The organism is Roseateles sp. (genome assembly GCF_039929605.1).
In the GTDB taxonomy this organism is placed as follows: Bacteria; Pseudomonadota; Gammaproteobacteria; order Burkholderiales; family Burkholderiaceae_C; genus Pelomonas.
In genome coordinates this window covers 70,054-77,878 of the sequence record NZ_JBDSQX010000101.1, presented here as the reverse complement: position 1 = coordinate 77,878, position 7,825 = coordinate 70,054, and the positions used below count along the sequence as shown (strand labels likewise).

Below are 7,825 nucleotides of genomic sequence, written 5' to 3'. Positions count from 1 at the left end.
GTCGTCCCAGGTCTTGCCCAGGCCGTTCTGGTAGCGGCCCAGGATGCGCTGGTTGATGACGTCCACGCTGGTGTTGATGTAGGCCTTCTGCGCCACCGTCTCGGCCATCTTGAGCTTGTTGGACAGGTTGGCGTCGATCCAGCGGCTTGCCTCCAGCACGGCCATCATCACGGCGCGGGCGGTGTTGGGGTACTTCTGGACGAACTCGGCCGTCGTGCCCAGCACCTTCTCGGGGTGGTCCTTCCAGATGTCCTGCGTGGTGTTGGCCGTGATGCCGATGCCGTCCATGATGGCGCGGTGGTTCCAGGGCTCGCCAACGCAGAAGCCGTCCATGTTGCCCACGCGCATATTGGCCACCATCTGCGGCGGCGGCACGGTGATGAGCTTGGCGCCGGACAGCGGGTTGATGCCCGCAGCGGCCAGCCAGTAGTGCATCCACATCGCGTGGGTGCCAGTGGGGAAGGTGCCGGCGAAGGTGTATTCACGCGGGTTGGCGGCCATCACCTTGGCCAGGCTCGGGCCGTCCACCGCACCCTTGTCGGCCAGCGTCTTGGACAGCGAGATGGCCTGGCCGTTGTTGTTGATGGACATCAACACGGCCATGTCCTTCTTGGGGCCGGCCGTGCCCAGGTGCACGCCGTAGACCAGGCCGTAGAGCACGTGGGCCATGTCGAGCTCGCCGTTGACGAGCTTGTCGCGCACGCCGGCCCAGGAGGCTTCCTTGGTGGGGATGATCTTGACGCCGTACTTCTTGTCGAAGCCGAGCACAGCGGCCATGACGACACTGGCGCAGTCGGTCAGCGGGATGAAGCCGATGCGGACTTCTTCCTTCTCGGGCTTGTCCGAGCCGGCGGCCCAGGCTCCGCCGGCGAGGCCGAGGGTGGGCAGTGCGGCAGCGGCAGCAAGCAGGCTGCGGCGCTGCAGGTTGGGCGTGTCGGTCGAGACGTTTGAGTTGTGGCTGGCGGTCATCACGGGCTCCTGGGTCATGCAGGGGGCAACGACAGCGCGGCCACGCTCTCGCACTCGCTTTACTAAAGCGAAGGCGAATAGGAGGGGTCGGACGCCGTTGTCCCGAAGTGCCGGCCACTTCACAGCGGGCCGGCCCGAGAGACCTGCGCCATTGCAGGTCTCAAGCCTCTTTCAGCAGGTTGCGTGCCAGCTCTTGCAGGCGGTTGGTGGCACCCATTTGCACGCGCATGGCGCATGGCTGCGGCCCCAGCGGGCGGTTTGCGTCGCGCCGGTGCGTGGTGATGAAGTGCTGTTGGTGCGCCGCGCCCCAAGGCGGCCATTTGCGCCCGCGATGGGGCTTGCGCTCAGCGTGCGCGCAGCAGCTGATCGGCGTCGATGAGGCGCGTGGCCACGCTGGCCATCGTCTGGCCATCGGTCATCGCGAGCTGGCGCAGGCGCTTGAACGCCGCCTCTTCGTCGAGGCCTTGCTCGCGCATCAGGATGCCGCGCGCGCGCTCGACGAGCTTGCGTTCGGCGAGCTGGGTCTGGGTCTGGCGCAGGTCCTGTTGCAGGGCCTGGTCATGCTCGAAGCGGGCCAGTGCCAGCTGCAGCAGCGCGCCCAGGTGCTGCGGCGGCAGACCGGCGAGTTGCAGGGCGCTGGCACCCGCGCGCAGCGCAGCGCGCATCTGCTCGGGGGCCATGTGCTCGGCCACCAGCAGCACCGGGCGCGGGCTCTGCAGCTGGGCCACGGCGAGCTGGGCGAGCAGTTCGGGCGCGGGCTGGTCGCAGTCGATCAGCAGCAGCTCGGGCGCCTGGCGCTTCAGTGCCGCGCCCAGGGCGGCGGGCTCGGCCACGAGGTCGAGCACGTCGAGCAGTTGGCAGCGCAGCCGGATCAGCTCCAGGCGGATCACCGGGCTGCGGCGCTGGCCGGCGTCGGCCAGCAGCACGCGCAGGCCGGGTAGAGAGAACGGCGGTTCGGTGTTCATGCCCCAGCGCAGTGCAATTTGCATGCCGTCCCGGGGCGCGGCGCGCGGGCCACAAAGGGAAACGGGAGCATCGCTGCCCCCGTTTCGCCGTCAACAGCGGTGCCGCGCTACTTCATCAGCAGATGCGGTAGCCACAGCGTCAGGGCCGGCCAGTAGGTCACCACCATCAGGAAGCCCAGCATCGTCAGCAGCCAGGGCATGACAGCCACGGTCAGCTCGCTGATGCCCATCTTGGTGATGCCCGACGCCACATAGAGGTTGAGCCCGACCGGCGGATGGCACATGCCGACTTCCATGTTCACGACGATCAGGATGCCGAAGTGGATGGGGTCGATGCCCAGCTTGATCGCCACCGGGAACAGGATGGGCGCCAGGATCAGGATGATCGAGCTGGGCTCCATCACGTTGCCCGCCAGCAGCAGCAGGATGTTGACCACCAGCAGGAAGGCGATCGGCCCGAAGCCCTGGTTGATCATCCAGTCGGCCATGGCCTGCGGGATGTTCTCGCTCGTCATCAGGAAGCTGAACAGCACCGCGTTGGTGATGATGTAGAGCAGCATCGCGCTCATGCTGGCCGAGTCCAGCAGCACCTTGGGCAGGCGTTTGAGGGGCAGGTCCTTGTAGACGAAGACCGCGATGATGAAGGCGTACACCGCCGCCATCGCCGCTGCTTCCGTCGGCGTGAATATGCCGCTGTAGATGCCGCCCATGACGACGACGATCAGCAGCAGGCCCCAGGCGCTTTCCTTGAATGCCGCCCAGCGCTCGCCCCAACTGGCCTTGGGCAGGCGCGGGTAGTTGTTCTTGCGGGAGATGTTCCAGGTCGTGAAGCCCAGCAGGATGGCCAGCACGATGCCCGGCACGATGCCGGCGATGAACATGGCACCCACCGACACATTGGTGGACACCGAATACATCACCATCGCGATGGACGGCGGGATCAGGATGCCCAGCGAGCCGGAGGTGGTGATGATGCCGGCGCCGAACTTGTTCGGGAAGCCCTGCTTGACCATGGCCGGCAGGATCACCGAACCGATGGCCACGACCGTGGCCGGGCTGGAGCCCGACACCGCCGCGAACAGCGCGCAGGCCAGCACGCCCGCCAGGCCCAGGCCGCCGTGCCAGTGGCCGACCATGCTGGAGGCGAAGCGGATCATCCGCCGTGCCACCCCGCCGTGCGTCAGGAAGTTGCCGGCCAGGATGAAGAACGGGATCGCCATGATCTCGAACTTCTCGATGCCGGTGAACAGCTTCAAGGCCACGGACTGGACCGGCACATCGGTCATCGTGAACAGGAAGGTCAGCACGGTCAGGCCGAGCGAGATGCTGATCGGCATGCCGGTCAGCATGAGCGCAATCAGCAGCACGAAAATGATGGCAGCGTTCATGCTTTCACCTCTTCGATGCCTTCAACGTGGCCGTGGTCGTGGTGAGGCAGCTCACCGGTCTTCAGGAAGCTCCACGCCACCTGCAGGAAGCGATAGCACATCAACCCGGAGCCCAGCGGCACGCAGAGATAGACGATCCACATCGGCACCTCCAGGTCGACCGAGGTCTGATCGGTTTCGGACATGTGCCAGACGAAAATGCCGCCCAGCGTGGCCACCGTGCCGGTGAACAGTGCGCCGGCCAGCAGGCCGAACACGACGAGGTTGCGGTGGGCCTTGCCATGCAGCTTGCGCAGCACCACGTCCACGCCCACGTGGATGCCGGTGCGCACACCGTAGGCCGCGCCGAACTTGGCCATCCACACGAACATGAAGATGCACAGCTCCTGCGCCCAGGAGAGGTTGATCTGCACCGTGTAGTCCTGGATGTACGGCACGCCGGACACGAAGCGATGCACCACGGCGATGAAGATCACCAGCGTTGCGGCTCCGATGAGGAAGGCGATCAGCCATTCCTCCAGGTGGTTGAGTATTCGATTGATCACGGGGTCTCCTCGACAGATCAGGCAGCGCCTGGCGCCGCCGCCCCTCGAGGGGCGGCGAGCCGGCAGGTCGTGGGCCTACTTCGGCGCGACGAAGCCGGTCGCCTTGTAGGCCGCTTCCACGGTGGCCTTGCCCACGCGCGACTCCATCTCCTTGTGGACGGGCATCAGCGCCTTCTTCCACTCGTTGAGCTCGGCCGGCGTCGGCGTGTAGATCGTCGTCTTGCCGCTGGCCTTGATCTTCTCAAGCGCCGTGGCGTTCTCGGTCGCGGCGATCGCGTTGGCGTAGGTGGTGCTGTCCTTGATGGCGCCTTCCAGCTGCGTGCGGACGTCGGCCGGCAGGCCGTCCCAGAACTTCTTGTTGACGATGACCGCGTAGGCCAGGTGGCCGTGGTTGGACAGCGTCATGTGCTTTTGCACTTCGAAAATCTTCTGCGTGTAGAAGTTGCTCGGCACGCCTTCGGTGCCGTCCACCACGCCGGACTGCAGCGCCTGGTAGAGCTCGCTGAAGGCCATCACCTGCGGGATGGCGCCAAGTGCGCGCATTTGTGCGTCCAGCACCTTGCTGGACTGGATGCGCATCTTCAGGCCCTTGAAATCCGCCACCGTGTGCAGCGGCTTATTGGCGCTCATGATGTGGAAGCCGTTGTCCCAGTAGGCCAGGCCCTTGATGCCCTTGGGCTCCAGCTTCTGGAACAACTGCGCGCCAAGCGGCCCGTCGGTGATGGCGCGGAAGGCGACGGAGTCCTTGAACAGGAAGGGCAGGTCGAAGACCTCGAACTCCTTGGCGCCCAGCGGGCCGAACTTGGCCAGCGACGGGGCCAGCATCTGCACGCTGCCCAGTTGCAGGGCTTCGAGTTCTTCCTTGTCCTTGTAGAGCTGGCTGTTCGGGTAGAGCTCCACCTTCACCTTGCCACCGGTGCGCGCTTCAGCCAGCTCCTTGAAGCGCTGCGCGCCCTTGCCCTTGGGCGTGTCGGGCGCCACGACGTGGCTGAACTTGATGACGATGGGGGCTTGGGCCCAGGCCGTGAAGGGCAAGGCCAGGGCGGCAACGAGAACGAGGCGGCGCAACGACATGGTTTGTCTCCAAGTAAGTTATGGCCGGCATTCTTGCCAGCCGGCCCGCCGCGCGGTAGTTGTGGAGTTCCACATTTCGCGCGGCCTCTCTCCTTCTTAGACTGCGCCCCATGAACCTGCGTGCGCTGTTGACCCGAAGCCTGTGGCTGGCCCCGCTGGGCTTGTCGCTCGTGTTCGTGCTGGGGGTGCTGGCCTGGGTGCGCGCCAACGAGGCCGACGAGCAGGAGCAGCAGCGCCAGACGCTGATCTCCGACGCCCTCAGCACCGAGGCCCAACTGCGCGACCGCATCGACGAGGAGCAGGCCCATGTGCGCCAGCTCGCCGCCGGCCTGGCGCGCGAAGCGCCCAGCACCGCCGCGCTCGCGGCCCACCCCGAGGTCAACGCCGGGCTGCGCCGCCTGTGGCTGGCGGTGACCTGGCTGGACTCGCGCAACCGGGTGCTCGCGGAGGTGCCCGCCGGCTCGGAGGTCAGCAGTTACGAGGACGGCCTCTCCCTGCACCTCACGGCGCGCGTCAGCGGCGGCGGCGTGCTCGTCGTGCGTTATGCGCCGGCCCTGCTGCTCAAGCGCGGTGTGCCCTGGTGGCTGGCGCGCAAGTACGACGTGCAGCTGGTGGACAGCGCCGACCAGGTCATCGCGTCATCGACGGACTCGCCCGTGCGTGCCGCCCAGGCGCCGCGGCCCAGCTACCGCGTGGCGCTGACAGGCCCGCTGCGCGCCAGCCCGCTGACGCAGGCAACCCTGACCGATGCGGCGCTGGAGCTGACGCTGCGCGACCCCGTCTCCAATGCCACCCGGCCGCTGACCTGGGTGCTGCTGGCCGGCTTCCTGCCCCTCATCGCGGTGGCCAGTTGGCTGCTGCGCCGCCAGATGCGCGAGGTCGAGCGCGCCGAGGTAGCCGGCCGCACCGAGGCCGCATGGCGCCGCGCGATGGAGGACTCGGCCCTGGTCGCGCTGCGCGCCCGCGACTTCGACGGCCGGCTGCTCTACGTCAACCGCACCTTCTGCGAGATGGTGGGCCTGCCCGCTGAAGCGCTCGTCGGCCTGCTGCCGCCCATGCCCTACTGGCCGCCCGATGCGCTGGCCGAGGTGGCCGAGCGCAACCGCCGCAACCTCGCCGGCCACGCGCCGCGCGCCGGCTACGAGGCGCATTGGCGGCACAGCACCGGCAGCACGGTGGACGTGATGGTGTTCGAGTCGCCGCTGGTGGACGCCAGCGGCCGCCAGATCGGCTGGATGGGCTCCATCGTCGACATCACCGAGCGCAAGCGGCTGGAGGAACGCGAGCGCCGCGAGGTCGAGACGCTGGCCCACAACGCGCGGCTGACGATGCTCGGCGAGGTCGCGTCCACGCTGGCCCACGAGCTCAACCAGCCGCTGACGGCCATCGCCAGCTACAACGCCGGCATCGCCAACTCGCTGGCCAAGCTCGGCGTGCAGGACGAGCTGGTGCTCGGTGCGCTCAAGCGCCTGGGTCAGCAGGCCGAGCACGCCGGCCGCATCGTGGCGCGCATCCGCGAGTTCCTGACCCGGCGCGAGCCCCGCCACGAGCACTGCGACCTGCACGAGGTCATCATCGCCGCCGTCGAGCTGCTCAAGCGCGATTGCCAGCGCCGCAGCATCGCCCTGGCCGTGACCCTCGCGCCCGGCGTGCCCGCCGTGTTGGCCGACGCTGTGCTCATCGAGCAGGTCGTCATCAACCTGGTGCGCAATGCCGCCGACGCGCTGCAGGCCCGCGAGCCCGGCGAGCGGGGACGCCGCATCGCCGTCAGCAGCCGCGTGGTGGGCGAGTTCGTGCGCATCGACGTGCAGGACAACGGCCCCGGCCTCATTGGCCGCCGCGTCGAGCAGCTCTGCGCGCCCTTCTATTCCACCAAGGCCGACGGCATGGGCATGGGTCTGGCCATCTGCCGCTCCATCGTCGAGGCCCACCAGGGCGTGCTCGACGCCGGTGAGGCACCCGGCGGCGGCGCGTTGTTCTCGTTCAGCCTGCCCCTGAGCCGCGAAGTGAGCACGGAGAGCGTCCATGGCTGAACCCCTCATCGGCACCGTCCACCTCGTCGACGACGATCCCGGCGTGCGCGACGCACTGGCCTTCCTGCTGCGCTCGCGCGGCCTGGCGGTGCGCACCTTCGACGGCGGCCCGGCGCTGCTGGAGGCGCTGGATGGCGAGCCCGCGCCGCGCGGCGTCTTCCTGCTCGACGTGCGCATGGAGCCCATGAGCGGCACGCGCCTGCACGACGAACTGCTGGCCCGCGCGTTACGCAACCCGGTGCTGTTCCTGACCGGCCATGGCGACATCCCGATGGTCGTGGAGGCGCTGAAGAAGGGCGCCTTCGACTTCCTGGAGAAGCCCTACGGCGACAACGCACTGGCCGACCGCATCGCCCAGGCCCTGGCCGTGGACGCCGCCATGCAGGTGGAAGGCGCCCAGGTGGCGGAGCGCAGCGCGCGCCTGGCCAGCCTGACCGAGCGCGAGCGCGAGGTGATGGCGCGGGTGGCGGCCGGCAAGCTCAACAAGGTCATTGCCGACGAGCTGAACGTGTCCGTCCGCACCGTCGAGGTCCATCGCGCCCGCGTGTTCGCCAAGCTGGGCGTGCGCTCGGCGGCCGAAGTGGCCACGCTGATCGCCGCTAGAACCTGAAGCCCCTCGCCCAGCCCGCCGCGCTGCACGCGGGCGGATCTGGTCGGTCTTGCAGACCGCGCTGCGGCAGTGCCGCAGCTCTTCGGCAGGCACGACAAGTCCACCGGACTTGCCGTGTCCGGCCTCAGCCCCCGAGAGGGGACGCAGCCGCCTGCGGCATCGAGCCGCACGCAGCCGCCGCCTGGCCGGCTTGGGGCGGCCCGGCGCTCGGCCCGAAAGACACGGCCCGAAGACACGACCT

At 68.2% G+C, this 7,825-nt stretch carries 7 protein-coding genes; 2 read left to right on the top strand and 5 right to left on the bottom strand.

What is annotated here, in order from left to right:
- From ABIS05_RS14150 to ABIS05_RS14130, 5 genes are all read right to left on the bottom strand, one after another.
- On the bottom strand, window positions 1-969 hold a 969-nt coding region (locus tag ABIS05_RS14150), incomplete at its 3' end, for a CmpA/NrtA family ABC transporter substrate-binding protein (RefSeq protein ID WP_348014368.1).
- Between the two features lie 344 nt (window positions 970-1,313).
- The gene (locus ABIS05_RS14145) at window positions 1,314-1,934 is read right to left on the bottom strand and encodes an ANTAR domain-containing protein (protein ID WP_348014367.1); all 621 of its coding nucleotides are present in this window, start codon (window positions 1,932-1,934) and stop codon (window positions 1,314-1,316) included.
- 107 nt (window positions 1,935-2,041) lie between these two features.
- A complete protein-coding gene (locus tag ABIS05_RS14140) occupies window positions 2,042-3,322 on the bottom strand; it encodes a TRAP transporter large permease subunit (RefSeq protein WP_348014366.1) in 1,281 nt (426 codons plus the stop codon).
- The gene (locus ABIS05_RS14135; RefSeq protein WP_348014372.1) at window positions 3,319-3,864 is read right to left on the bottom strand and encodes a TRAP transporter small permease; all 546 of its coding nucleotides are present in this window, start codon (window positions 3,862-3,864) and stop codon (window positions 3,319-3,321) included. The genes ABIS05_RS14140 and ABIS05_RS14135 overlap by 4 nt, the downstream gene beginning before the upstream one ends.
- Before the next feature lie 78 nt (window positions 3,865-3,942).
- Complete coding sequence (locus ABIS05_RS14130) at window positions 3,943-4,941, bottom strand: TRAP transporter substrate-binding protein (protein ID WP_348014365.1); 999 nt, start codon at window positions 4,939-4,941, stop codon at window positions 3,943-3,945.
- 110 nt (window positions 4,942-5,051) lie between these two features.
- Between ABIS05_RS14130 and ABIS05_RS14125 the strand changes: the two genes are divergently transcribed.
- Window positions 5,052-6,974 (top strand): PAS domain S-box protein, encoded by a 1,923-nt coding sequence (locus ABIS05_RS14125; protein WP_348014364.1) that lies wholly within the window; start codon window positions 5,052-5,054, stop codon window positions 6,972-6,974.
- Window positions 6,967-7,584, top strand: a complete 618-nt coding sequence (locus ABIS05_RS14120) for a response regulator (protein WP_348014363.1) — start codon at window positions 6,967-6,969, stop codon at window positions 7,582-7,584. Before ABIS05_RS14125 ends, ABIS05_RS14120 begins: the two co-directional genes overlap by 8 nt.
- The last annotated feature ends 241 nt before the right edge of the window (window positions 7,585-7,825 follow it).

Coding starts and splice junctions, on each gene's coding strand:
- ABIS05_RS14145 (WP_348014367.1), bottom strand. CDS start 1,934: ATGAACACCGAACCGCCGTTCTCTCTACCCGGCCTGCGCGTGCTGCTG.
- ABIS05_RS14140 (WP_348014366.1), bottom strand. CDS start 3,322: ATGAACGCTGCCATCATTTTCGTGCTGCTGATTGCGCTCATGCTGACC.
- ABIS05_RS14130 (WP_348014365.1), bottom strand. CDS start 4,941: ATGTCGTTGCGCCGCCTCGTTCTCGTTGCCGCCCTGGCCTTGCCCTTC.
- ABIS05_RS14125 (WP_348014364.1), top strand. CDS start 5,052: ATGAACCTGCGTGCGCTGTTGACCCGAAGCCTGTGGCTGGCCCCGCTG.
- ABIS05_RS14120 (WP_348014363.1), top strand. CDS start 6,967: ATGGCTGAACCCCTCATCGGCACCGTCCACCTCGTCGACGACGATCCC.